This window comes from Streptomyces sp. NPDC001889 (assembly GCF_053594535.1).
The window spans coordinates 186110-211420 of sequence record NZ_JBSFER010000007.1; the positions used below are offsets into that span (position 1 = coordinate 186110).

Consider the following 25311-nt stretch of genomic DNA (forward strand, 5'->3'; position numbering starts at 1 on the left):
TCCGTCGCGGTCACTCTCCGTCCGCGACGGGTGGGTGGCGCAGCCGGTCGGCGGCGATGATCCCTTCGAGATAGCCCCGGGCGCGCTCGGTGCGCGGATAGGCCTCCAGCAGGCGCCAGAAGCGCGGGCCGTGGCCGGGGACGAGCAGATGGGCCAGCTCGTGGACGAGCACATAGTCCACGACGTACTCGGGCATGCCCTGGAGGCGGTGCGAGAGGCGGATGCTGCCCTCCGCGGGGGTGCAGGAGCCCCAGCGGGTGTTCTGGTTGGTCACCCAGCGCACGGACGCGGGTCTCGCCCGGCTGTCGAAGTACTGGGCGGAGAGCCGTTCCGCGCGCTCGGCCAGTTCGCTGTCGCCGAGAATCCGCTTGCTCTCCTGGGCGGCGAGCTTGTCGAGCATGACACCGACCCAGCGCTGCTCCTCCGCCTCGGACATCCTGGCGGGGATCAGCACGATGGTCCGGTCTCCTTCCCGATAGGCGGAGACCGTTCGGCGGCGGCGCGCACTTCTGCGGACCTCGACCGCGCTCGTCCGCGATCCGCGGGACGGGCGGGGCGGGGTCTCCCCAGCGACGCTGGGGGACGGGTCGACGGACACGCCCCGACGTTACCCGCTGACCACGGGGGAAGTCCCGCCTCCGGAACGGTTCAGACATGATCCACTTCATGACTGCACCATTTGAACGACTAATACCCAGGACCTGTGGACAACTTTTCACCCGCTTCGGCGCGGGCGTGCATTCTGACAGCGGATCGACGGGGAGATCCGGGAGCACTCTTCTGTACACGCACAAACGGGGGAAGTGGATATATGCATCCGATGCTGAAACCCGCCTTGCGGCGGGCCTGGCGTGAGCGGCAGACCGTCCAGTTCGGGGTGACGCCCGCGCACGCGGTGACCGTCGGGCCGGTGGACACGGCGACCGGCGCGCTGCTCGAACTGTTCGACGGGACACGCGGGCTGCCGCTGCTGCGCGAGGAGGCCCGGGCGATGGGCCTGCCCGACGGACATGTGGACGCGCTGGTGAGCCGGTTCTCGGCGGCGGGCCTGCTGGACGATCCGACGGCCGGCGGCCCGGCCGCCGAGGCGCTGCGCGGCCGGTCGGCCGCCGCCGACCGGCTGCGCCCCGATCTCGCGGCGCTCTCCGTGGTCCACCGGGAACCGGGCGGCGGGATACGGCGGCTGGCGGCCCGGCGCGCCATGGGCGTCCAGGTCCGGGGCGCGGGTCGGGTGGGCGCGGCGGTCGCGGCACTGCTGTCGGCCGCCGGGGTGGGGCGGGTCGAGGTGGTGGACGGAGGCCGCGCGGAGCCGTGGGACGTGGCGCCCGGCGGGCTGCCGCCCGATGCGGTCGGCGAGCGCCGCGATGCGGCGGCCGGACGGCTGGTGCGGGAGAGCGCGCCGCTGCCGCCGCCGAGGCGGCCCGCCGGAGGCGGTGCGGGGGACGGGCGGGGCGGGGCCGGTCTGTCCCTGGTGGTCGTCTGCCCGCGCGACGGGCTGGCGGCCCACGCACCCGATCCCGCGCTCGCCGCCGGGTGGATCGCCACCGGCACTCCCCATCTCTACGCGGGGGTCGTCGAGGGTACGGGGGTGGTGGGCCCGCTGGTGCTGCCCGGCGGCACGGGGTGCGCCGGGTGTCTGGAGCTGGCCCGGGCCGAGCGCGATCCGGGGTGGCCCCGGCTGCTGGCGCAGTGGCGCTCGGGAGGGCGCCGGGCCCCCGCCCCCTCGTGCGAGCTCTCCCTCGCGACGGCGGTCGCGGGCACGGCGGCGGCCCACGCGCTGTCGTTTCTCGACGGGGAGCTGCCCGCGAGCACCGGCGCCCGCTGGGAGACCTCGCTGCCGCTGCTGGACTGGCGGTCCGGGCCGGTTCCCCCGCACGCGGGCTGTGCGTGTGGTGCCTCGGGGAGAAGTGAGGGGCAGGGGACCTCGGGCTTCGGACCGTCGCACGACACAATGGCCGGGTAACCGCCGTCGTCGAGCCGCGGGTGCGGTAGGCCCTCGGCGCGGCTGGCTGGGAATTGGAGGGGCATATGTCTGATCTTCCCCGGAAAGCGGTCACCAGGACCGCCAAGCTGGCCGCCCTGCCACTGGGGTTCGCCGGCCGCGCCACCTGGGGGCTCGGCAAGCGGATCGGTGGCAAGTCCGCGGAGATCGTCGCCCGCGAGCTACAGCAGCGCACGGCCGACCAGCTCTTCAAGGTGCTGGGCGAGCTGAAGGGCGGCGCGATGAAGTTCGGGCAGGCCCTGTCCGTCTTCGAGTCGGCGCTCCCGGAGGAGGTCGCGGGCCCCTACCGGGCCGCGCTCACCAAACTCCAGGAAGCGGCTCCCCCGATGCCGACGCGCACCGTGCACGCGGTGATGGAGGAGCGGCTCGGCGAGGAGTGGCGGGAGCTGTTCCTGAATTTCGAGGACAAGCCGTCGGCAGCCGCTTCGATCGGCCAGGTGCACCGGGCGGTGTGGCACGACGGCCGCGAGGTCGCGGTGAAGGTGCAGTACCCGGGGGCCGGTGAGGCGCTGCTCTCCGATCTCACACAGCTCAGCCGGTTCGCCAAGCTGCTGGGACCGCTGATCCCGGGCATGGACATCAAGCCGCTGATCACCGAGTTGCGCGACCGGGTCTCGGAGGAGCTGGACTACGGGCTGGAGGCCCAGGCACAGCGTGAGCACGCCGCGGAGTTCGCGGAGGACCCCGATGTGCTGGTCCCGGATGTGGTCTTCCAGTCCGAGCAGGTGCTGGTGACGGAGTGGATCGACGGGATACCGCTGGCCGAGGTGATCTCCGACGGCACGGACGAGCAGCGCGACCGGGCCGGTCAGCTGCTGGCCCGCTTCCTCTTCTCCGGCCCGGCGCGCACCGGGCTGCTCCACGCCGACCCCCACCCGGGGAACTTCCGGCTGCTCCCCGAGGAGGACGGTCCGGGGTGGCGCCTCGGGGTGCTGGACTTCGGCACCGTGGACCGGCTGCCCGGCGGGCTGCCGGAGCCCATCGGTGACTGTCTGCGGATGACTCTGGAGGGCCAGGCCGACGCGGTGTACGAGGTGCTGCGCGAGGAGGGCTTCGTCAAGGAGGAGATAGAGCTCGATCCGGACGCGGTGCTGGAGTATCTGCTCCCGATCATCGAACCCATGGAGGTGGAGGAGTTCACCTTCACCCGGAGCTGGATGCGCGCCCAGGCCGCCCGGATCGCCGACATCCGCTCCCCCGCCCACCAGCTCGGCAAGCAGCTCAATCTGCCGCCGGCCTATCTGCTGATACACCGGGTGACGCTGAGCACCATCGGGGTGCTCTGCCAGCTCAACGCCACGGTGCGGCTGCGGGATGAGCTGGAGGACTGGCTGCCCGGGTTCCTGCTGGAGTACGAGGAGGAGGGCTTCGGCGAGGAGTCCGACGGCGCGGCTCCCGGGGTGGCGGAGGCCCAGGGCCCGGACGCGGTGGAGGGCGCGGCCGATGGCACGGCCGTGGAGGCCCCGGCCTAGCGGGCGGGGCCGGGCCGGTGGGGCCGGGCCGGTGGGGCCGGTGACCCGGCCCAGGGTCACCACCAGGCCGAGTCGAGGCGGCTCTCGATCGCGCGGAGATTGGCGCGTGCGCAGCCGTCGCAGAAGTAGTGACGGGTGTGGTTCTCCACGGAGCAGGTCCAGGTGGGCGGGGTGCCCTCCGCGACCTTGCCGCAGCGGGAACACACGGTGCTCTCGGCGCCCGGCTGCGCCGGGCGGGGAGTCTGCTGCTGGTCCACCCGGTGACGATATCCCTCCGGGCGGTCCCTGGCGGGTACAACGCACCGCGGGGGCCGGTCCGTTCGGACCGGCCCCCGCGGGGACATCGTGGCGGCGTCAGTTCATGACGGCCATGGCGAGGGCGCGGCGGGCGCGCAGCGAGACGATCTCGGCGCGGCGCTGCATCCTCCGGGCGGCGACCAGGCGCGTGGCCCGGCGTTCCGCGTCGGCTTCCCTCAGGCGTTCGCGCATATGCGCACGAGCGAGGGCTTCTGGGATGAGTTGCATCTCACGGGTCCTGTTCTGGCGCGAGGCGTTCGCGCCAATGGTGGTGACATCCGGGGTGGCAGAGCCCTGGGGCTCGCTCGTGGAAGTGGGCATGGGGGCCTGCTTCTTGGGATCGTGCGTAAAGGGGCGGTCGATGGTCCCGATGGCGTTCATGCCGAGACCGGGTTCTTGCGCGGACGGCCGCGGGGCCGCTTCCGGGCGACGACGACACCCTGGACGAAAAGCTCTCCGCCCCAGACACCCCACGGCTCGCGACGCTCCTTGGCGCCGGCGAGGCATGCCTCCATCAGCGGGCAGGTGCGGCAGAGGGACTTGGCGTACTCGACGTCCGCGGGCGACTCGGCGAAGAAGACCTCGGGGTCGTAGGAACGGCAGGGGACGGGTACGCCGAGGTTCTCGATGGCGTCATCGAGCGCGGTCAGCGCGGTGAGCGGGGTCACGGTGGAGTCCTCCGTGGGAACGGGCGGGGGAACGGTCTCGGAATGCGGTACGGACGGGGCGTGCGCTTCGAGTTGCACGGTGGTGTCGTTCCTCGTCTTGTCGGTCCGGCCTGTTGGCCGGTGGTGGGTCCCCCGGACGGACCGGGGGGCTGGTACCGGGTGCTGCTGTCCCGAGGCCCTTCGCTCTGGCTTCCCGGGTCGGGGAAAACAGAAGGGCCGCGGAACCCGAGTGGGGTTCCGCGGCCCTGAAGGCGCCGGCCTGATCAGGTCAGGCTGGATCACTCCAGGGTTCGAGCCCACGGAAGGCCCACTTCTTCGTCGTGTGGTGCTGGATCTGCTTCGCTTCTTCGGCACTGGCCGCCGCAAAGGCATAGGCCTTGGCCTCCGCCGCTGCTACTCCTGCTTCCAGTGCCTTGGTCGGTCGCTCATTGCCGGTCCGGGCGGACAGACCGCCCAGAGGGAGCTGCGGCATCGCTGCCGGGGCGCCGGACACACGGGTGCCGTGGAGCGACACGGTGAAGCCGAGCACGCAGGCGGAAGCGACGACCGAGCGATCGGTCACGTTGGTGGAGTTGAAGCTGATGGTGTTCCTGATCACTGGACTCGCCTCCTCTCGGCGTCTCGGGACCGGCCGGGGCCGGTCGCTGCTATTCGGATAAGTACAACACGAGCACAGGGCTTCGGAGAAGCCGCTGTTTCCGTGGTTAAGAACCTATGGGGAGTATCGGGGCGTGCGCAAACTATTTTTCCGACGAGTTTGCCTCAGTCGTCGACAGCGGCCTCCCCGGACCCTTCATCCGGCTCCTGACCTGCACAGATGGCCAGCACGTCGGCCCCGAACCGCTCCAGCTTGCGCCCTCCGACCCCGGAGATACCGGAGAGCTCGCCCTCGTCGGCCGGGACCCGCTCGGCGATGGCCATCAGCGTCTTGTCGGTGAACACGCAGTAGGCCGGCTGACCCAGCTGCTTCGCCTGGTCGGAGCGCCACTCCCGGAGGCGTTCGAACAGCCCCTCGTCCATGTCGGACGGGCAGTCCTCGCAGCGGGTCAGCTTCATCTCGCCCGCGTCGGTGAGCGTCCTGCCGCAGACCCGGCAGAGCACCGGGCCGCGCCGCTTGCGCCGGCTGCCGCGCTCGGTCCCGCCGGCGCCGCCCGCGCCGGGGGCGGCGGAGCCGGGGCGCATCCCGTTGAGGAAGCGCGTGGGGCGGCGGGAGGCACGGCCTCCGGGGGAGCGGGAGAGCGCCCAGGAGAGGAAGAGATGGAACCGTGCCCGGGTGACCCCGACATAAAGGAGCCGGCGCTCCTCCTCGACCTGCTCATCGGTTTTGGCATAGGTGATCGGCATCATGCCCTCGGTGAGGCCGACGAGGAAGACCGCGTCCCACTCCAGGCCCTTCGCGGCGTGCAGGGAGGCGAGGGTGACGCCCTGGACGGTGGGGGCGTGCTGGGCGGCGGCCCGCTCGTCCAGCTCGGTCACCAGATCGGCGAGCCCGGCGCCGGGCCTGGCCCGGACGAAGTCCTCGGCGAGGCGCACCAGGGCCGCGAGGGACTCCCAGCGGTCGCGCACCGCTCCGGAGCCGGCGGGCGGCTCGCTCGTCCAGCCCTTGGTCGAGAGCACCGCGCGGACCTGCGAGGGGAGGTCCTCCGCGTCGTCGAGAAGGGAGTCGTTGCCGCCGGCGCGGGCGGCTCCGCGCAGGGCGATCCCCGCCTCCCGCACCTCCTGGCGCTCGAAGAAGCGCTCGGCGCCGCGCAGCTGGTAGGGGACCCCGGCGTCCGCGAGGGCCTGCTCGTAGACCTCCGACTGGGCGTTGATGCGGTAGAGCACGGCGATCTCCCCGGCGGGGACACCGTCGTCGATCAGCTCCCGAATCCGGCGGGCGGTGCCCTCGGCCTCGGCGGGCTCGTCCGCGTACTCCACATAGGAGGGGTCGGCGCCGGGGTCGCGCTGCGAGATCAGTTCGAGCCGGTGCTCAGCGGCCCGGCCCCGGGCCTGGTTCAGCAGGCCGTTGGCGAGCTGGACGACCTGGGGGGTGGAGCGGTAGTCGCGGACCAGTTTGACGACGGTCGCGGAGGGGTGGCGGGTGCGGAAGTTCAGCAGGTGGTCGGGGGTGGCGCCGGTGAAGGAGTAGATCGTCTGGCTGGCGTCGCCCACCACGCAGAGGCTGTCCCGGTCGCCGAGCCAGAGATCGAGCAGCCGCTGCTGGAGCGGGCTGACGTCCTGGTACTCGTCCACCACGAAGTGCTGGTACTGGCGGCGGATCTGGTCGGCGATGTCGTGGCGGTCCTGGAGGATGCCGACGGTCAGCAGCAGGACATCCTCGAAGTCAATCACCGCGCGATCCCGCTTGAGCTGCTCGTACATCCCATAGATCTGGCTGATTTCAGCAGGGTCGCGCGGGGCGTCGCGGTGGGATTTGGCGACGGCGGCGGGGTAGTCGGCGGGCACCGTCTGGGTGACCTTGGCCCACTCGATCTCGCTGGTCACATCGCGCAGTTCATTGCGGTCGAGCCGGATTCGGCAGCGGGCCGCGGACTCGGCGACCAGCTGGATCTTGCGCTCCAGCAGCCGGGGCACATCGCCACCGACGACTTTCGGCCAGAAGTACTGGAGCTGGCGCAGGGCGGCGGAGTGGAAGGTGCGGGCCTGGACGCCGCCAGCGCCGAGCTGGCGCAGCCGCCCCCGCATCTCGCCCGCCGCACGGTTGGTGAAGGTGACGGCCAGCACGCTGGCGGGCTGGAGTATCCCCGCGCGGACGCCGTAGGCGATGCGGTGGGTGATCGCCCGGGTCTTGCCCGTGCCGGCGCCCGCCAGCACACAGACGGGGCCGTGCAGGGCGGTGGCGACTTCGCGCTGCTCGGGGTCGAGCCCGTCGAGCACCGCGTCCGCCGACTCGGGGACCTGCGGGAAATGCGAGGAGTGCGTTGCTGCTGTCACCCCGCCATGCTGCCAGGTCCGCGGGGGCGGATGCGGCGGCTTGTCCACAGCGGGGCGGACGTGGTCGTACTAATGGCCGGGGCTGCCCCCGGGAACCCCGGGCGGGCCGGAAGGGGGCCGGTGGGGTGGGCCGCCCCCGGCGGACGGGAATGACCGCGGGTCGACGTATGTTCTCCCCATGCGTGGACACACCGCGTGAACGGCGATGACGCATCAGCGAGCCAGATTGAGGAGCCGGAGACGATGTCGGGGACTGTGACGATGTACAGCACCACCTGGTGCGGATACTGCCGTCGGCTGAAGAGCCAGATGGACCGCGAGGGCATCGCGTACACCGAGATCAACATCGAGCAGGACCCGGAGTCCGCGGCCTTCGTGGAGAAGGCCAATGGCGGGAACCAGACCGTGCCGACCGTTCTGGTGGTTCCGCCGAGCGGTGCTCAGGATGTCGTGATGACGAACCCGAGTCTCGCCCAGGTGAAGCAGGCTCTGGCGAGCTGAGGCCCGCGCCGGCAGTACCGCGCATCGGCCGCGTTTCCGCCCCGTCGCCGGGGAGGGGGCGCGGCTGAGCGCTGTCCGCGGGCCGGCGGGCGGGGGATCGGGGTCGGGGTCGGGGTCGGGTGGCCGGGCTCGCGGTGGGCCCGGGGCCCTCGCACTGCCGCGCGGCTGTGCCTCGGGGTCCGTCCTCGGACTCCCCCGGAGCCGCCTCTGGGAGGTGCCCCGGACGGGCCGGGACGGCCCGGGGCCGGCAGGCGGGCCGGGATCGCCCGGGCAGACGGACGAGGTGGGACCGCCCGGGCCGACGGACGGGCCGGGACGGTGTGGGTCAGGACCGGGGGCCGGGCTTGGGGAGCGGGTCGCCGTACCAGCGCTCGATCAGCCGGGCCGCGATCGAGATGCCGTACGGCGGCAGCACCTCCCCGGACGCGAAGGCGGCCCTCAGGTCGTCCCGGGAGAACCAGCGCGCCTCGTGCAGCTCCTCCCCGTCCACCGTGATCAGGGACGTGGTGGCGCGGGCGGTGAAGCCGAGCATCAGGCTGGACGGGAAGGGCCAGGGCTGGCTGGCGATGTACTCGACGTCGCCCACCGTCACCCCCGCCTCCTCCCAGACCTCGCGGCGCACCGTCTGCTCGATCGACTCGCCCGGCTCCACGAAGCCCGCGAGCGTGGAGAAGCGGCCCTCCGGCCAGTGCACCTGGCGGCCCAGGAGTGCCCGGTCCTCCTCGTCGGTGACCAGCATGATCACCGCAGGGTCCGTTCGCGGGTAGTGCTCGGCCCCGCACGCCTGGCAGCGGCGGACATGGCCCGCCGCCGCGATCACGGTGCGCTCCCCGCACCGGGAGCAGAAGCGGTGCAGCCGCTGCCAGTTCTCCAGGGCGACCGCGTGGACCAGCAGCCCCGCGTCCCGGGGGGAGAGCAGCAGCCCGGCCTCGCGCAGCCCGGCCGCGCGGGCCGACTGGTCGATCCGGCCCGGCAGGCTGTCCTTCTGGAGCGCGAAGTAGCGCACCCCGTTCTCGTCGGTGCCCAGGAAGTAGCGGTGGGTCTCGGTGACCGGGGCCTCGAAGGCCGGCGTCATCACCAGTTCCGTACGGCCGTCCGGGGTGTCGTCGATCAGGGCCTGGCCGCCGCAGACCACGAAGACCCGGGTGGTGGGATGGCTCCACGCGGCCGCGAGCCACGCCTCGTCCAGCCGGTGGTGCGCCTCGCGGTCGATCCCACTGGGCGCGGTCAGGCTGACCGGCGGTTCGGTGAGGCCGGTGGCACGGTCCTCGGTGACATGGCCGTTGGTGCTCACGTACTTCCAACTCCCCCGTGGATCGGGTGTGACGTCGGGCGGATCAGCGGGTCAGCGGGTCGGGCCGAGGGCGGTGGCGAGGTCGTCCCAGAGGTGCGCGGCGGCCTCCACCCCCCGGAACAGCAGATCCACCTCGACCTTCTCGTTGGGGGCGTGCCAGCCGTCGGACGGCACGGAAATACCGAGGAAGAGCACCGGCGCGCTCAGCACGTCCTGGAGGTCGGCGGCCGGCCCCGAGCCGCCCTCCCGGGTGAACCGGATCTTCTCCCCGTCGAAGGCGCGGCCCATGGCCCGTACGACCGACTGGAGCGCCGGGTGGTCCAACGGGGTCAGACAGGGGCGGGTGGAGGAGCCGAAGGCGAGGTTGTAGCGGATGCCCGCCGGGACGCGCTCGGCGACCCACCGGCTCACCGCGACCTCGATCGCGTCCGGGTCCTGCCCGGCGACCAGCCGGAACGACAGTTTCAGCATCGCCGACGCCGGGATGATCGTCTTGCCGCCGGGGCCCTGGTAGCCGCCGCCGATGCCGTTGACCTCGACCGTGGGGCGGGCCCAGATCCGCTCCAGCGTGGAGTACCCGCTCTCGCCGAGAGTGCCGTGCGACCTGGCCGTGCTCAGCCAGACGTCCTCGTCGAAGGGGAGCTCGGCGAAGAGCGCCCGCTCGGTGTCGGTGAGCGGCAGCACACCGTCGTAGAAACCGGGGATGGTGACCCGCTCGTCGGCGTCGTGCAGCCCGGCGACCAGCCGGGCGGCGACGGTCGCCGGATTGGGGACCGCGCCGCCGAAGGAACCGGAGTGGATGTCCTGGTCGGGGCCGTACAGCTCGATCTCGCAGTCCGCGAGGCCGCGCATGCCGGTGCAGACGGTGGGGGTGGTCTCCGACCACATCCCGGTGTCCGAGACGATCACGACATCGGCCGCCAGCCGCTCCGCGTTGGCCTCGGCCAGCGCGCGGAAGTGGGGCGAGCCCGACTCCTCCTCGCCCTCGATCAGCAGCTTCAGCCGGACGGCGGGGGCGGTGCGCCCGCCGGCGGCGAGATGCGCCCGCACGCCGAGGGTGTGGAGGAAGACCTGGCCCTTGTCGTCGGCCGCGCCCCGGGCGTAGAGCCGGCCGCCGACCGTCTCCGGCTCGAAGGGGTCGGTGTTCCAGCCGTCCTCACGGGCGGCGGGCTGCACATCGTGGTGGCCGTAGACCAGGACCGTGGGCGCGTCCGGATCGTCGGATGGCCACTCGGCGAACACGGCGGGCGCCCCGGCCGTCGGCCACACCTCGGCGACCGGGAACCCGGTCTCCCCGAGCTTGGCGGCGAGCCATTCGGCGCTGCGCCGCACATCCGCGGCGTGTTCCGGCTGGGCCGAGACCGAGGGGATGCGGAGCCAGTCCGTGAGATCCTCCAGGAAGGCGGCACGGTGCTGCCGGATGTACGTACGGACGGCGCTGTCCGGGGTGTCGCTCATGTGTCTGAGCCTAACGGGCGCCGGGGACCGGGTCGTCCGCCGTCTCGCCCAGCAGGATGTGCTCCAGGGCCGCGCGGCCGGGCAGCGACCGGGGGCGGACGACTTCCCCGCTGCGGATGAAGACGAACGCCGTGTCCACCTCCTCCGGGGCGAGGCCGTGCTGCTCGGCCCAGGCGAGGCGGTAGACGGCGAGCTGGACGGGGTCGGCGGCGAGGTTGCGGCCGGTCTTCCAGTCGACGATCTCGTAGGTGTGGGAGACGGTGCCGTCCGCGCCCGTGGCGGTGGTGCGGTAGACGGCGTCGATACGGCCCCGGATCACCCGGCCCGCCAGGGTGATCTGGAACGGGGTCTCGACGCGGTACGGGGTGCGGCGGGCGTACGGGGTGCGCTCGAAGGCCTCCTTGAGCGCGGCCAGGTCCTGCTCGTCGGTGATCTCCGCGGGGTCGCCGCCGGGGCCGGGGGAGCCGGGCAGTTCGTCCGGGCCGAGCAAGGGGAGCGGCAGCTCCTCGAACCGGGACTCCACCCAGGCGTGGAAGCGGGTGCCCCGGCGGGCCGCGGGCTGCGGGGGCCGGGGCATGGGCCGGGCCAGCTCCTGGGCGAAGCCGTCCGGGTCGGCGGCGAGGCGCATGAGCTGGGAGGCGGTGAGGGAGGGCGGGAGGGGGACCTCGCGGGTGGTGGCGCGGCTGTGGCGCAGCTCACGGGTGAGGGCGCGCAGATCGCGATCCCAGGAGGCGATGGCGCGCTCCTCCTCGGGAGTGGGGGGGGCGGCGTCCGCCGGGGTGTCCCCGAGGGACGGCTGGGTGTCCCCGAGGGACAGCGGGGTGTCCCCCAGGGACAGCGGGGCGCCGGGGCCCGCCTTCTGGTGCGGGAGCAGCCCGGCGGCGGACACGGGCGGGCCCCCGGCGGCGCGGGAGGCCGGAAGGCCGGGGGCGCCGGGCCCGCCGGGGGTGTCCGGGAGCGGAGAGGCGGGGGTGCCGTGCGCGCCGGGGGACGGAAGGCCGGGGCCGCCCCGCGCGGCGTCCGGGTTCGCGGAGCCCGCGCCGTCCGGCGCGTCCGGAGCGAAGAGATCCCGGCCGTCCGACCGGAAGTCCCCGGGCACGTCCGGAGCGTCCGGAGCGAAGAGGTCCCGGCCTTCCGGCGGGAGGTCCCCGGGCACGTCCGGAGCGTCCGGAGCGAAGAGGTCCCGGCCGTCCGACCGGAAGTCCCCGGACACGTCCGGCGGGAAGAGCTCCGGGTCGTCGGGATCGTCCTCGGGGTCGGCCGGGTCGCCCCAGAACAGCTCCCCCGTGTCCGGGGCGCCGGTCGCCGGGGGCGGGGGCTCCGCGCTTCCGTCCGCCGCCGCCGCGTGCAGATGGGCCAGGACCGTGTCCCGTGCCGCGCGGCGGCGGCGGAGCGAGACCGGGTCCAGCGGGAGCGGCCAGGCCCGGTCCGGGAGGGACTCCAGGAGCTGTGGGTTCTCCGCGTCGGCGGCCGGCTCGTCCGCCCACGCCTCGATCTCGCCCAGGCCCGCCGCGCAGTGGTCGTACAGCGCCATCAGGAAAGAGGACGGCCCCCGGCGGCGCTTCTGGGTGGGGCCCCACCAGTGGGCCGAGCCCAGCAGCAGGGAGCGCGGCCGGGTGAAGGTCACATAGCCGAGACGCAGCTCCTCGGTGTGCTGGTGGGCCTTCATGGCGTCCTTGAACGCCTTCAGGCCCTTCGCGTCCCACGAGGGGACGTCCGGGAGCGTCCCGGCGTCCCCGCGCAGGGTGTGCGGGAGGACCCTGGCGTGCGAGGTCCACGCCTCGCGCGGCTGCTCGCTCGGGAAGCTCCTGCCGATCAGGCCGGGGACCGCGACCACATCCCACTCCAGGCCCTTGGACTTGTGCGCGGTCAGCACCTTGACCGTGTTCTCCCCGCCGGGCAGGGCGTTGTCCAGGCCCTTCTCGTACTGCGCCGCCGTCCGCAGAAAGGCGAGGAAGGCGAGGAGCGACGCCTCGCCGTCCAGCGCCGCGAACCCGGCCGCCGTGTCCAGGAAGTTGCCCAGGGTCTCGCGGCGGCGGGCGGCCAGGGCGTGCGGGGACGCCGCCAGCTCGACATCGAGGCCGGTGGTGGCCAGGACCCGGTGCAGCACGTCCATCAGCGGATCGGACAGGGAGCGGCGCAGCTCGCGCAGCTCCCTGGCGAGGTGGGCGAAGCGGACCCGGGCCTCGGCGGAGAACGGGAGGCCGTCGTCGGCGCCGCCCGCCTCGATGAAGGTGTCCAGGGCGTCGGCGAGCGAGATGACCTCGGCCGGGTCGGTGCCCTCGACGGCCGCCGCGAGCCGCTCGTCGTCGTCGCCGTCCCCGGGGGACGCGCGGTGGACCAGCAGCCGGGCGCGGCGGCCCAGCAGCGCGAGATCCCTCGGTCCGATCCGCCAGCGGGGGCCGGTGAGCAGCCGGACGAGGGAGGCGTTGGCCCCCGGGTCCTGGAGCACTTCGCAGACCGCGACCAGGTCGGCGACCTCGGGGAGGTGGAGCAGCCCGGAGAGGCCGACGACCTCCACGGGAACGTCCCGTGCGACCAGCGCGCCCTGGATCTCGGGGAAGTCCCCGGCGGTGCGGCAGAGCACGGCGATCTCGCCGGGGGCCTTGCCGGTGCGCACCAGGTGCGCGATGGAGTCGGCGAGCCAGGCGATCTCCTCGGCATGGGTGGGCAGCAGGGCGACGCGGACCGAGCCGTCCCGCTCGGCCCCCGGGGCGGGGCGCAGTGCCTCGACGCCTTCGTGGAGGGCGCGGAGAGGGGCCGCGAGACCGTTGGCGAGCTGGAGCAGCCGGCCGCCGCTGCGGCGGTTCTCGCTGAGCGAGAAGCGGGTGGCGGGGGTGCCGTCGGCGTGGGCGAAGTGCTCGGGGAAGTCGTCGAGGTTGGCGACGGAGGCCCCGCGCCAGCCGTAGATGGCCTGGCAGGGGTCGCCGACGGCGGTGACGGCGTGGCCGGTGCGCTCGCCGAAGAGCCCGGAGAGCAGCAGCCGCTGGGCGACGGAGGTGTCCTGGTACTCGTCGAGGAGGACGACGCGGAACTCGTCGCGGAGGATCGTCCCGACCGCGGGGCGGGTGAGCGCCAGCTCCGCCGAGAGCGCGATCTGGTCGCCGAAGTCGAGCAGCTCGCGGGAGCGCTTGGCCTCGCGGTAGCGGAGGGTGAGGTCGAGCAGCTCGCGGCGGGCGGCGGCGGCCTCGGGGGCCTTGCGCAGCTCCGCGTTGGAGAGGCGGACGTTCTCCAGGGCGGCGAGGAGCGCGGTGTCGTGGGCGCTGAGCCGCTCGGGCGGCACGAGGTGCTCGGACAGCTCGGCGTCGAGTGCCAGCAGATCGCTGACCAGGGTGGAGAAGGAGCGGGTCAGTGAGGGATACGGCCCGGGGGCCTCGCGCAGGACCCGGGCGGCGAGCTGGTAGCGGGTGGCGTCGGCGAGGAGCCGGGCGGTGGGTTCGAGCCCGATCCGCAGACCGTGGTCGGCGAGGAGCCGGCCGGCGAAGGCGTGGTACGTGGAGATGCGGGGCTCGCCCGGGGGGTGGTCCGGGTCGATGACATCCGGATCGGTGACACCTGCCCGCACCAGGGCCTTGCGGACCCGCTCGGCCAGCTCGCCGGCGGCCTTGTTGGTGAAGGTGAGCCCGAGGACCTGCTCGGGGGCGACCTGCCCGGTGCCCACGAGCCACACCACGCGGGCGGCCATGACCGTCGTCTTCCCCGAGCCGGCTCCGGCCACGATGACCTGCGGGGCGGGCGGCGCGGTGATGCAGGCCGTCTGCTCCGGGGTGAAGGGGATGCCGAGCAGCTCCTTGAGCTGCTCGGGATCGCTGATGCGCGCGGTCACATCGAAAAGGCTAACGGCGGCCACTGACAGTCCGGCCCGCCTCCCGCACGCGGGCAGCCGGGGCGGCGCAGGCCCGGCGGGGTGAACAGGCCCGGCGGGGCGGCACAGGCCCGGCGGGACGGCACAGGCCCGGCCCGGCGGGGCGGCACAGGCCCGGCGGGACGGATGGCACGGCCGGGACAGGTGGGCACGGCCAGGACCAGCGGGCACAGCCAGGACCCGCGGGCACAGCCGCTCACTCCACGATGTGCCGCCCCTCCGGCTGCGCGCTGCACGCGGCGCGGAAGGAGCAGGCCGCGCAGTGCGTGCCCGTGGAGGGGGTGAAGCGCTCCTCCAGGACACGGCCCGCGGCGGTGGCGAGCAGCTCGCCGACCCACTCCCCCGCGAGGGGCTCCTGCGCCTGCACCCTGGGCAGCGCGTCGCCGCCCTCCTTCTTGAGGGCGCCCTGGCGCAGATGGACCAGCTCGGCGCCGCCGGGCCGGAGCCGGGGGCCGTCGCCGCCGGGACCGGGCTCCGGGTCGAGGGCGCCCTCGCGCACGGCGAGCTGATAGACCGCGAGCTGCGGATGGCGGGCGACCTCCTCGCCCGTGGGGGCCTGTTTCCCGGTCTTGAAGTCGACGACGTAGGCGCGGCCCTCGGCGTCCTGTTCGACCCGGTCCATGGAGCCCCGGATGCGCACCTCGTACTCCCCCGCCTCCAGGGTGACGTCGAATCCGTGCTCGGTCGCGGTGGGGGTACGGCCGCCTCGGTCCATCACATGCCAGCGCAGAAAGCGTTCGAGTGCGGCACGCGCGTGCTCTTTCTCCTGCTCGGACTTCCAGGGGGCGTCGAAGACGAGCGCGTCCCAGACGGAGTCCAGCCGCTCCATGAGGACGGCCAGATCGGCGGGGGTGCGGCCGGACGCCACCTCGTCGGCGAGTACGTGGATGACATTGCCGAAGCCCTGGGCACTGGTGGCGGGGGCGTCGGCCTTGACCTCGCGGCCGAGGAACCACTGGAGGGCACAGGCGTTGGCGAGCTGGTCCAGGGCGCTGCCGGAGAGGACGACGGGCTCGTCGCGGTCGCGCAACGGGATCTCGCTGTGGGTGGGCTCGTGCAGACCCCACCAGCGGTCGGGGTGCGCGGACGGCACGAGGGGCAGATCCTCGTCGTCGGTGAGCGCGGCGAGGTGGGCCAGCCGACGGGCGGCGGCGTCGCGCAGGGCCGGGGAGGCGTCCGGGTCGACGGTGGTGGCGCGCAGTTCGGCGACGAGCGCGGGGACGGCGAGGGGGCGGCGGGGGCGGCCGGTGATGTCCTTCGGCTCGGTGCCGAGTTCGGTGAGGAAGCGGGAGGGCTGGTCACCGTCGTCGGCGGGGGCCTTGACGGCGGTGACGACGAGCCGGTCCCGGGCGCGGGTGGCCGCGACGTAGAAGAGCCGGCGCTCCTCGGCGAGGAGGGCGCCGGTGCCGAGCGGCTCGGCGAGGCCGTCGCGGCCGATGCGGTCGGCCTCCAGGAGGGAGCCCCGGCGGCGGAGGTCGGGCCACAAGCCCTCCTGGACGCCCGCGACGACGACCAGGCCCCATTCGAGGCCCTTGGAGCGGTGGGCGGTCATCAGCCGGACGGCGTCGGGGCGGGACTCGCGGGTGAAGAGGGTGTCGGCGGCGATGTCCTGGGCCTCGATCTCCTCGATGAAGTTGAGGGCGCCCCGGCCGCCGGTGCGCTGCTCGGCCCGGGTGGCGGTGTCGAAGAGCGCGCACACGGCGTCCAGGTCCCGGTCGGCGTTGCGCCCGGCGGCGCCGCCCCGGAGCGCGGCCCGCTCCAGCCGGGCGGGCCAGCCGGTGCCGTTCCACAGCCCCCAGAGGGCCTCCTCGGCGGTGCCGTCGCGTTCGAGCAGTTCGCGCGCGTCGTGGAGCAGCCTGCCCAGGCGCTGGGCGCCGAAGGCGTACGAGGGGTCGTGGGCGACCAGCCGTCCCGGCTCGGCGAGGGCGCGGGCGATGAGGACGTCGGACGGCGGCGGCACCCTGTTCCCCGCGGCCCGCTCCTCGTCGCGGAGCGCCCGGCCGAGGCGGCGCAGATCGGCGGTGTCCATGCCGGCGAGCGGGGAGGCGAGCAGGGTGAGCGCGGTCTCCGTGTCGAGCCAGGGCCCGCTCTCCGGGGCCGGTGAGCCGTCACCGGTGGCCTCCCCGGACCCTGTGGCGGCGGACGCCCCGGGCCCCGTCGCGGCGGGCTCCTCGGGCCCTGTGGCGGCGGACGCCCCCGGCCCCGTCGCGGCGGTCCCCCGGGAGCCACCGGCCGTCGCGGCGGTCCCCCGGGAGGCGCGCGCCGCGGTGGCCGCGGTCGCCACCGCGCGCAGGGCGGTCAGGAGCGGGGCCACCGCCGGTTCGTGCCGCAGGGCCAGATCCGCGCCGTCGACCTCCAGCGGGACACCGGCCGAGGTCAGGGCGCGGCGGATCGAGGGGAGGGTGCGGGAGCCCGCGCGGGCGAGGATGGCCATGTCGTGCCAGGGGACGCCGTCCTCCAGATGGGCGCGGCGGACGATGTCGGCGATGTTCTCCAGCTCGGTGGAGGGGGTCGGGAAGGTGTACGTCTCGACCGCGCCGCCCGGGCGCACCGCGGCCAGTTCGCGGTGGGCCCGCACCTTCTCCGACGGCAGCCTGGTCAGCGGCATCCGGCGGGTCAGCAGCCGGGTCGCCGCCAGGAGCCGCTCGCCGCTGCGGCGGGACGTGGTCAGGACGGCCACCTCCGCCGGGGTTCCGTCCGCCCGGGGGAAGGTGTCGGGGAAGTCGAGGATGCCGTTCACATCGGCGCCCCGGAAGGTGTAGATCGACTGGTCCGGGTCGCCGAAGGCGACCAGGGTCCGGCCGCCGCCCGCGAGCGCGCGCAGCAGCCGCACCTGGGACGGATCGGTGTCCTGGTACTCGTCGACGAAGACCGCGTCGTAGGAGAAGGCGCGGGGGGACGGTCCGCTCTCGGCCAGCAGCACCGCCCGGTGCACCAGCTCCGCGTAGTCCAGGACGCCCTGCATGTCCAGCACGTCCAGATACTCCGCCAGGAAGCCCGCCGCCGCCCGCCAGTCCGGCCGGCCGGTGCGCACCGCGAAACGGCGCAGGGCCTCCGGCCCGAGCCCCAGCTCCCGGCTGCGGGCCAGCACCGCCCGCACCTCGTCGGCGAAGCCCCGGGTGGTGAGGCAGGCCCGCAGCTCGTCGGGCCACGGGTCGCGCGCCGCGCCGCGCGCCTCCAGCTCGATCTGGCCGGTGAGCAGCTCCCGCACCGTGACGTCCTGCTCGGGCCCGGAGAGCAGCCGCAGCGGCTCGGCGAACAGCTCGGCGTCCTGGTGGGCGCGGACCAGGGCGTAGCAGTACGAGTGGAAGGTGGTCGCCTGCGGACCGCGCGCGCCGCCGAGCCGCAGCGCCATCCGGTCCCGCAGCTCGACGGCGGCCTTGCGGCTGAAGGTGAGGACGAGAATCCGCTCGGGGTCCGCGCCCGCGGCCACCCGGGAGGCCACCGCCTCGACCAGGGTGGTGGTCTTGCCCGTGCCCGGTCCCGCGAGGACGAGCAGCGGCCCGGTCCGGTGGTCAACCACCGCGCGCTGTGCCGCGTCCAGCACAGGGGGGGCCGTGGCGCCCGGTGGCGTACGCACCAGCCGGTACGCGCCCGGAGCCCGCCGCCGTACCTGTCGCCGGTACGGCGGATGCCCTGTGGTGGAGGAGGAGCTCACGTGGATCGCCGGTCCTGATGGGTCTGCTGGTGCCGAGGGAGCGGCGCGTGCCGCGTGCGGACGACGCTACGCCAGCGCGCGGGGTGAACGCGGCGCGGAGGGCGCGGACCGCGGGTACTCCGTACGGTCCTGTGGGTGCCCGCACGGCCGCCGCTTGGCCGAAGCTGTCATATGTGAGCGCCCTCACCGTCCCACCGGGCCCGCTTCATGTCGACGCGGGGCACATGCCCCTCGGCGCCGCGCGGTGCCGGGCGCAGCGGGGTGCCCTCCGCCCGGTACTCGGCGAGGGCGCTCGGCTCGTGGCCGGGCAGCAGGGTGCCGTCCGAGCGCACCACGCGCCACCACGGCACGCCCCCGCCGTAGAGCGCCATGACACGGCCGACCTGGCGCGGCCCGCCCTCGCCGAGCCACTCGGCGACGTCTCCGTAGGTCATCACACGGCCCGGCGGGATCAGCTCGGTGACTTCGAGCACCCGCTCCGCGTACTCCGGAAGCTCTTCCATCCGGCCCATACTGCCGCACCTCACCGACAGCACCCCGGCAGCCTGTGGACAGCCGCGCGGGGTGCAGAATGGACCCCACCGGGCGAGTCCCGGGGCGCGGGGGATGCGGCACCGGTCACACCCCGGCGGCACCCATCGATCCCCCCGCCCGTCGTACGGTCGTGCCACCATCGTGCGGGCGGTGACGGGTGATACGAGATCAAGAAGAGACCGAGACGGCGAAGGAGCGGGGCGTGCAGCCTGGCAGGGCGGCGAGCACCCCTGGGTCCGGCCCGGGCCCGGACGCGCCCGCCCCGGCGGCCGGCCGCTCCGGTGAGCCGGACGGCCCGGAGCGCGAGCGCCCCGGTGCCGGCGGGCCGGCCGCGGGCCGCGAGCCCCTCGGCGCGGACAAGAGACCATCCTTGACGAAACAGCCCGCGGCGCCGGCGCGCACCGGCACGGGGAGCGACGGCGGCGACACCGGCGCCGGAAGCGAGTCCGGCGCCGGGGACTGTCCCGCCGGCCCCGATGTGACCGGCGCCGACCGGGTCTCGGGCGACGAGCCGCTGCTCGCGGCCCGGGTGCACCGCCCGTCCGATCTGATGCGGCTGCTCAGCGGCATCCTCGCCATCGCCGTGGTGCTCGGCGTCGCCGCCTTCGCGCAGGGCACCGCCACCGGTCTCGCGTCCGACATCAGCAAGGGCACCGGCCAGGCGCCGGACCTGCTGGTCAAGATGGCCGGTCTGGTGTCCTCCATCGCCGTCCTGCTGGTCCCGGTCGCCTTCGCGATCGAACGGCTGGTCAAACGGGACGGGCTGCGGATCGCCGACGGGGTCCTCGCCGCGGTGCTCGCCCACGGCATCACCCTGGCGACCGATCTCTGGGTCGCCAAGGCCGCCCCCGGGAGCATCCAGGAGGCCCTCACCCGGCATCACAACGGGGAGCTGACCGACCCCGTCCACGGCTATCTGGCCCCCGTCATCGCCTATATGACGGCGGTCGGGATGGCCCGCAGACCCCGCTGGCGGGTGGTTCTGTGGGTGGTGCTGCTGCTCGACGCCTTCGCGATGCTGGTCGCCGGCTACACCACCCCGTTCTCGATCCTGCTCACCGTGCTCCTCGGCTGGACCGTCGCGTACGGAACGCTGTACGCGGTGGGCTCGCCGAATGTCCGTCCCACCGGGCAGACCCTGCTGGCGGGTCTGCGCCATGTGGGTTTCCACCCGGTCACCGCGATGCGCGCGGAGGATGTGCTCGCCGCCGCGAACGGAACCGAGGGCGAGCGGGCCGCGGACGGGCAGGGCGACCGGGGGCGCCGCTATCTGGTCACCCTGGAGGACGGCCCGCCGCTCGATGTCACCGTCGTGGACCGGGAACAGCAGGCCCAGGGCTTCTTCTACCGGGTGTGGCGGCGGCTCACCCTGCGCTCCATCACCACCCGGCGCTCCCTCCAGACCCTGCGCCAGGCCCTCGAACAGGAGGCCCTGCTCGCCTACGCGGCCATCGCCGCCGGCGCCAACGCCCCCAAACTGATCGCCACCTCCGAGCTGGGCCCCGACGCCGTGATGCTGGTGTACGAGCACCTGGGCGGGCGCTCCCTGGACGCCATGGGCGACGAGGAGATCACCGACGAGGTCATCCACGGGGCCTGGCGCCAGGTCAAGGCGCTCCAGTCGCGCCGTATCGCCCACCGCAGGCTCAACGGGGACGCGATCCTGGTGGACCGCTCCGGCGAGGTGATCCTCACCGATCTGCGCGGCGGCGAGATCGCGGCCGGCGATGTGGTGCTGCGGATGGACATCGCCCAGCTCCTCACCACCATCGGGCTGCGGGTGGGTGCCGAGCGGGCGGTGGCCACCGCCGTGGATGTGCTCGGACCGGACACCGTCGCCGACTGTCTGCCGCTGCTCCAGCCGCTCGCGCTGACCCGCTCCGCGCGCGGGACCCTGCGCAAGCTGGCCCGGGAGCGCGCGCAGCGCGAGCGGGAGGCGGTGCTGGAGCGGTCCGCCGAGGCGAAGCGGGCCCGCGCGGAGGCGGCCCGGGAGGCGACCGCGGACCCGGCCGGCGACGGGCGCAAGTCCGTGCGGAAGTCGGAGCGGGCCGAGAAACAGGCCGACAAGCGCGCCCTGGACGAGGCCATGGACGAGGCGCGCGAGGAGGACCTGCTCTCCCAGATCCGCCATCAGGTGCTGCTGATCCGGCCGCAGGCGCCGGTGGAACCGGTGCGGCTGGAGCGCATCAGACCGAAGACGCTCTTCAGTCTGATCGCGGGCGCCATCGCCGCGTACTTCCTGCTCACCCAGATCGCGGGCAATGACTTCGTCGCCGACTTCAGCCACGCCCACTGGGGCTGGGTGGCCGCCGCGGCCGCGTTCTCCGCGCTCAGCTATGTCGCCGCGGCGATGAGCCTGCTGGGCTTCGTGCCCGAGCGGGTGCCGTTCCCGAGGACCGTGGCCGCGCAGGTCGCGGGGTCCTTTGTGAAGATCGTCGCCCCGGCGGCGGTGGGCGGTGTGGCGCTGAACACCCGGTTCCTCCAGCGCGCGGGGGTGCGTCCGGGGCTCGCGGTGGCGAGTGTGGGCGCGTCGCAGCTCTTCGGCCTCGGCGCGCACATCCTGCTGCTGCTGACCTTCGGCTATCTCACCGGCACGGAGAAGACCCCGTCCCTCAACCCGTCCAGGACGGTGATCGCCGGGCTGCTCACGGTCGCCGTGCTGGTGCTGGTGGTGGCGGCGATCCCGTTCCTGCGCAAGTTCGTGGTCACCCGGCTGCGGTCGCTGTTCGCCGGGGTCGTGCCGCGCATGCTGGATGTGCTCCAGCGGCCGGTGAAGCTGCTCACCGGCATCGGCGGGATGCTGATGCTGACCGGGGTGTTCGTGATGTGTCTGGACGCCTCGGTCCGGGCCTTCGGGGACGGCACCCAGCCGCTGAGCTACGCCACCCTCGCCGTCGTCTTCCTCGCCGGCAACGCCCTGGGGTCGGCGGCGCCCACGCCCGGCGGTGTCGGCGCGGTCGAGGGCGCGCTCATCATCGGTCTGGTCGCCGCGGGGGTGCCCAAGGAGGTCGCCACCCCGGCGGTGCTGCTCTACCGGACGCTGACGCTGTGGCTGCCGGTGCTCCCGGGCTGGCTCGTCTTCAACCATCTGACCCGCAAGGGCGCGCTGTGACCGTGTGACCGGCCGCCGGCGTGCGGCCGGGGCGGTGGGGCGCGGGGCCGGACACCCGCATGGGCCCCTCGCACGGGCACCCGGTGCCGGCGCGGCGCAGGATGGTTCCATGCGGACCACTTCCACGGCCCTGCGGGCCGTAGCTCTCGCCGCCTCGCTCACCGTGCTGCTGGCCGGGGGCTGCTCCGGCGGCGGGGACGGGGAGGGGTCCGGAGCGGGACGCCCGAGCGAGGCGTCGGGGACGGCCCGCGGCGGGCTGGAGGGCCTCGCGGCGCAGGAGCTGAGCTGGCGGAAGTGCCCGGCCCCCTCGGAGGCGGAGGGCGGCGGGCCGACGCCCTCACCGCTGCCCGGCGGCACACCCTGGGAGTGCTCCTTCATGGATGTGCCGCTGGACTACGCGGAGCCCGACGGCGAGACCATCGAGCTGGCGCTGATCCGCGCCCGGTCGGTGGACCAGCAGAAACGCATCGGCTCACTGATCTTCAACTTCGGCGGCCCCGGCGGCTCCGGGGTGGCCTCACTGCCCGGCTTCGGCGAGGACTACGCCGATCTGCGCACCCGCTACGATCTCGTGAGCTTCGACCCCCGCGGGGTGGGCCGCAGCGTGGCCGTGGAGTGCGAGGGCGACAAACAGCTCGACGCCTACTACGCGAAGGACACGTCACCCGACGACGCGGCCGAGGAGAAGGCGTACCAGCGCAGCCAGAGGTCGTACACCGAGGCCTGCGAACGGAACTCCGGCCCCGAACTCCCCCATGTCGGCACCACCAACGCCGCCCGCGACCTGGACCTGATGCGCCGGGTCCTCGGCGACAGCAGGCTGCACTACTTCGGCATCTCGTACGGCACCGAACTCGGGGGCGTCTACGCCCACCTCTTCCCGAAGAACGTGGGCCGCGCGGTGCTCGACGCCTCCATCGACCCGACCAAGACGGCCGAGCAGGCGTCCCTGGGCCAGGCGAAGGGGTTCCAACTGGCCTTCGAGAACTTCGCGAAGGACTGTGTGCGGCGCGGCGACGAGTGCCTGCTGCCGGGCACCTCGGCCGAGGAGATCCAGGACTGGGTCGTCGCCCTGCTCGACCGGCTGGACGAGAAGCCGATCCCGGGCATCGGCGAACGGGATCTGACCCAGTCGCTGGCCACCACGGGCATCGCGCAGACGCTGTACTCCAAGGAGCTGTGGCAGTACCTGGAGCAGGGGCTCGACGAGGCCGACGGCGGCAACGGCGGGCTGCTGCTCACCTTCGCCGACCTGATGAACGGCCGGGGCGAGGGCGGCCACTACGACAACAGCATGGCCGCCAACACGGCCATCAGCTGCGCCGACTTCACGAGCCGCTACACCCTGGAGCAGACGAAGGAGAAGCTGCCGGGGTTCCGGGCGGCCTCGCCCGTCTTCGGCGACTTCCTCGGCTGGGGGCTGATGGGCTGCGACGGCTGGCCGGTGGCCGGGGCCTGGACCCACCCCGATGTCTCCGCGCCCGGTTCGGCCCCGATCGTCGTCATCGGCGCCACGGGCGACCCGGCGACCCCGTACGAGGGCGCGAGGGCGATGGCGAGGGCGCTCGGCGAGGGTGTCGGGATCGAACTCACCTACAAGGGCGAGGGCCACGGGGCGTACAACGGCGGCAACACCTGCGTCCGGGACGCCGTGAACGACTATCTGCTGGAGGGCCGGGCACCCGCGCCGGGAACCGTCTGCGCCTGAGGCGGGGGCCGGCGAGGACGCGGCGGGACGGGGCGGGACGAGGCGGCGCCGTGGTCGCCGGCCGGACGACGGCCGCCGGAGGGGCTGTCAGTGCCGGTGCTTAGGATGACGGGACATTGAACATCTCTGGGGGCGAAATGACCATGAGGGTACGGGCGGGCGCCCTGGCAGCCGCGGCGGTGCTGCTGGCGACGGCCGTGGGCTGCAGCTCCGAGGAGGGCGCGGACGGCAAGGGCGAGCCGGAGGCCGGGCGCACGAAGAGTTCCGTACCCGCCACCCCGGGCCAGGAGACCGGCGGGCCCGCCGGACAGGCGCTGCCCGCCGCGCTCACCGGCCAGAAGCCCGACTGGAAGGGCTGCGAGGCCCCCGCCAAGGCGTTCGGCAGCCATGCCAAGCGGCCCGGGAAGCAGTGGCAGTGCGCCACCGTCACGGCCCCGCTCGACTACGCCGAGCCCTCCGGGGAGACGATCGACATCGCCCTGGTCCGGGCCAGGGCCAAGGACCCGGACCGGCGCATCGGCTCCCTGCTCTTCAACTTCGGCGGTCCCGGCGGCTCGGGGGTCGCCATGCTGCCCAGCGGCGGCGACCAGTTCAAGACCCTCCAGAGCCGTTACGACCTGGTCAGCTTCGATCCGCGCGGGGTGGCCGAGAGCGCGGCGGTGGTCTGCCGGACCAGCGCGCAGACCGAGGCCGCCCACCGGCTGGACAGCACCCCGGACACGGCGGCCGAGGAGAAGGCGTTCCTCACCAGCTCCGCCGCCTTCGGCGCGGGGTGCGCCGAGAGGTCGGGCAAGGTGCTGCCGCATGTGGGCACCGAGAGCGCCGCCCGGGACATGGATCTGATCCGCCGCATCCTCGGTGACGACAAGCTCCACTACCTGGGCTTCTCCTACGGCACCGAGCTGGGCGCCGTCTACGCCCACCACTTCCCCTCCCGGGTCGGCCGTCTGGTCCTGGACGCGGTGGTCGACCCCACCGCGGACTTCGCCGGCGGAGCGCGCAATCAGGCCCTCGGCTTCCAGCGGGCCCTGGAGAACTACTTCAAGAGCCGGGGCATCGGCGCCGAGACCGGCACCGCACAGGTGAAGCGGCTCCTGGAGAAGGTGGACCGCGAGCCGCTGACCACCGAATCGGGCCGCGAGCTGACCGAGACCCTCGCGCTCACCGGCATCATCCTCCCGCTGTACGCGGAGAGCCAGTGGCCCTATCTGACCGACGCGCTGAAGGCCGCGGAGAGCGGCGACGGCACTCAGTTGCTGGCGCTCGCCGACTCCTACAACAGCCGTGACGAGAACGGCGAGTACGCCACCCAGGACCACTCGCAGCGCGCCATATCCTGCGCCGACAGCAAGGACCGGATAACGCCCGCCGAGGTCAAGTCCCGCCATCTGGCCGAGTTCACCGAGGTCTCGCCGGTCTTCGGCCCCTATCTGGCGTGGGACCTGGCCGGCTGGTGCGCCGACTGGCCGGTGGACGGCCAGTGGGAGAACCCGGACGTCTCCGCCAAGGGCGCGGCCCCGATCCTGGTCGTCGGCACCACCGGTGATTCGGCGACGCCGTACGAGGGCGCGAAGAAGATGGCGGACGAACTGGGCGAGGGCGTCGGGGTGCTGCTCACCAACAAGGGGGACACCCATGGCGCGTACGGCGACTCGCCGTGTGCGACCAGGACGATCGACGACTATCTGCTGAAGGGCCGGGTCCCGCCGAACGGCAAGACCTGCTCCTAGGACGGGATTCGCCGGACACGGCCCGGGGCAGAACGCCCGGTGCCCCGGACCTGTTCAGGTCCGGGGCACCGGGCGGCA

At 73.8% G+C, this 25311-nt stretch carries 17 protein-coding genes; 6 read left to right on the plus strand and 11 right to left on the minus strand.

Annotated features, from left to right (window positions below; translation table 11 throughout):
• Nucleotides 1-10: 10 nt before the first annotated feature.
• Nucleotides 11-598 carry a M48 metallopeptidase family protein gene (locus ACWCRA_RS09870; RefSeq protein WP_351551194.1) on the minus strand — a complete coding sequence of 196 codons (588 nt, stop codon included), beginning with the start codon at nt 596-598 and terminating at the stop codon, nt 11-13.
• Between the two features lie 213 nt (nt 599-811).
• Here ACWCRA_RS09870 and ACWCRA_RS09875 point away from each other — a divergent pair, with 213 nt between their 5' ends.
• Together ACWCRA_RS09875 and ACWCRA_RS09880 are read left to right on the plus strand one after the other, a co-directional pair.
• A complete protein-coding gene (locus ACWCRA_RS09875) occupies nt 812-1963 on the plus strand; it encodes a ThiF family adenylyltransferase (RefSeq protein WP_351551197.1) in 1152 nt (383 codons plus the stop codon).
• A gap of 65 nt (nt 1964-2028) precedes the next feature.
• On the plus strand, nt 2029-3474 hold the full coding sequence (locus ACWCRA_RS09880) for an ABC1 kinase family protein (protein ID WP_451067202.1): 1446 nt from the start codon (nt 2029-2031) through the stop codon (nt 3472-3474).
• A gap of 56 nt (nt 3475-3530) precedes the next feature.
• Here the strand turns inward: ACWCRA_RS09880 and ACWCRA_RS09885 are convergent, their stop codons facing one another.
• From ACWCRA_RS09885 to ACWCRA_RS09905, 5 genes are all read right to left on the minus strand, one after another.
• The gene (locus ACWCRA_RS09885) at nt 3531-3731 is read right to left on the minus strand and encodes a hypothetical protein (RefSeq protein ID WP_351551203.1); all 201 of its coding nucleotides are present in this window, start codon (nt 3729-3731) and stop codon (nt 3531-3533) included.
• A gap of 97 nt (nt 3732-3828) precedes the next feature.
• Complete coding sequence (locus ACWCRA_RS09890) at nt 3829-4152, minus strand: hypothetical protein (protein WP_351551206.1); 324 nt, start codon at nt 4150-4152, stop codon at nt 3829-3831.
• Entirely contained in the window at nt 4149-4517 is a 369-nt protein-coding gene (locus tag ACWCRA_RS09895; RefSeq protein WP_351551209.1) for a WhiB family transcriptional regulator, read from the minus strand. Before ACWCRA_RS09895 ends, ACWCRA_RS09890 begins: the two co-directional genes overlap by 4 nt.
• A 190-nt stretch (nt 4518-4707) precedes the next feature.
• Nucleotides 4708-5037 carry a hypothetical protein gene (locus ACWCRA_RS09900; RefSeq protein ID WP_351551212.1) on the minus strand — a complete coding sequence of 110 codons (330 nt, stop codon included), beginning with the start codon at nt 5035-5037 and terminating at the stop codon, nt 4708-4710.
• 164 nt (nt 5038-5201) lie between these two features.
• On the minus strand, nt 5202-7373 hold the full coding sequence (locus ACWCRA_RS09905) for an ATP-dependent DNA helicase UvrD2 (protein ID WP_451067203.1): 2172 nt from the start codon (nt 7371-7373) through the stop codon (nt 5202-5204).
• A 243-nt stretch (nt 7374-7616) separates the two neighbouring features.
• Between ACWCRA_RS09905 and ACWCRA_RS09910 the strand changes: the two genes are divergently transcribed.
• Nucleotides 7617-7874: a mycoredoxin gene (locus ACWCRA_RS09910; RefSeq protein ID WP_351551218.1), complete on the plus strand. Its 258-nt coding sequence runs from the start codon at nt 7617-7619 to the stop codon at nt 7872-7874.
• A 325-nt stretch (nt 7875-8199) separates the two neighbouring features.
• Here ACWCRA_RS09910 and nudC read toward each other — a convergent pair whose 3' ends face one another.
• The 5 genes from nudC to ACWCRA_RS09935 all read right to left on the minus strand — a co-directional run bounded on the left by nudC (nt 8200) and on the right by ACWCRA_RS09935 (nt 18661).
• The gene (gene nudC / locus ACWCRA_RS09915) at nt 8200-9168 is read right to left on the minus strand and encodes an NAD(+) diphosphatase (RefSeq protein ID WP_451067204.1); all 969 of its coding nucleotides are present in this window, start codon (nt 9166-9168) and stop codon (nt 8200-8202) included.
• A 51-nt stretch (nt 9169-9219) separates the two neighbouring features.
• Nucleotides 9220-10626 carry a dipeptidase gene (locus ACWCRA_RS09920; protein WP_351551222.1) on the minus strand — a complete coding sequence of 469 codons (1407 nt, stop codon included), beginning with the start codon at nt 10624-10626 and terminating at the stop codon, nt 9220-9222.
• 10 nt (nt 10627-10636) lie between these two features.
• A complete protein-coding gene (locus ACWCRA_RS09925; protein ID WP_451067205.1) occupies nt 10637-14452 on the minus strand; it encodes a UvrD-helicase domain-containing protein in 3816 nt (1271 codons plus the stop codon).
• A 235-nt stretch (nt 14453-14687) separates the two neighbouring features.
• Nucleotides 14688-18149, minus strand: a complete 3462-nt coding sequence (locus tag ACWCRA_RS09930) for an ATP-dependent helicase (protein WP_451067206.1) — start codon at nt 18147-18149, stop codon at nt 14688-14690.
• Between the two features lie 167 nt (nt 18150-18316).
• Nucleotides 18317-18661 (minus strand): MGMT family protein, encoded by a 345-nt coding sequence (locus ACWCRA_RS09935; RefSeq protein ID WP_451067207.1) that lies wholly within the window; start codon nt 18659-18661, stop codon nt 18317-18319.
• 224 nt (nt 18662-18885) lie between these two features.
• Between ACWCRA_RS09935 and ACWCRA_RS09940 the strand changes: the two genes are divergently transcribed.
• From ACWCRA_RS09940 to ACWCRA_RS09950, 3 genes are all read left to right on the plus strand, one after another.
• Nucleotides 18886-21795: a lysylphosphatidylglycerol synthase transmembrane domain-containing protein gene (locus tag ACWCRA_RS09940; protein ID WP_451067208.1), complete on the plus strand. Its 2910-nt coding sequence runs from the start codon at nt 18886-18888 to the stop codon at nt 21793-21795.
• Nucleotides 21796-21904: 109 nt separating this feature from the next.
• A complete protein-coding gene (locus ACWCRA_RS09945; RefSeq protein WP_451067209.1) occupies nt 21905-23503 on the plus strand; it encodes an alpha/beta hydrolase in 1599 nt (532 codons plus the stop codon).
• Nucleotides 23504-23640: 137 nt separating this feature from the next.
• Nucleotides 23641-25233 carry an alpha/beta hydrolase gene (locus ACWCRA_RS09950; protein WP_351551238.1) on the plus strand — a complete coding sequence of 531 codons (1593 nt, stop codon included), beginning with the start codon at nt 23641-23643 and terminating at the stop codon, nt 25231-25233.
• The last annotated feature ends 78 nt before the right edge of the window (nt 25234-25311 follow it).